Source organism: Nonomuraea maheshkhaliensis (assembly GCF_039529435.1).
In the GTDB taxonomy this organism is placed as follows: Bacteria; Actinomycetota; Actinomycetes; order Streptosporangiales; family Streptosporangiaceae; genus Nonomuraea; species Nonomuraea maheshkhaliensis.
Genome location: NZ_BAAAMU010000128.1, coordinates 1 through 250, shown reverse-complemented (window position 1 = coordinate 250; position 250 = coordinate 1). Strand labels below are relative to the sequence as shown.

Annotated in this window: 1 protein-coding gene; it reads right to left on the bottom strand. The window is 74.0% G+C overall.

Annotated elements, in window-relative coordinates:
- On the bottom strand, positions 1-250 hold a 250-nt coding region (locus tag ABFX54_RS46480; RefSeq protein ID WP_346113468.1), incomplete at both ends, for an IclR family transcriptional regulator domain-containing protein.

Here is a 250-nt window from a genome sequence, read left to right as displayed (position 1 = left end):
ACGCGCGGTGGCGCGGACGGCGGGTACGTAGATCGCCGCGTCGAAATCGGCACTCGGCGCCACCACGGACACGGCGGCGACCACGCCGTCCGCGTCACGGTCCGGCGCCGCCGCCGTGGTGTGCGGCTGGGGCCCGGACTTGCTCCCCATGGCGTAACCGCCCCGTCTGACCTCGGCCAGGACGCGGCGCAGGCCCTCGGCGGTACGCACCCCGTCGTAGCTCTGCCCCGGCTTGAAACGTTCGAGGATG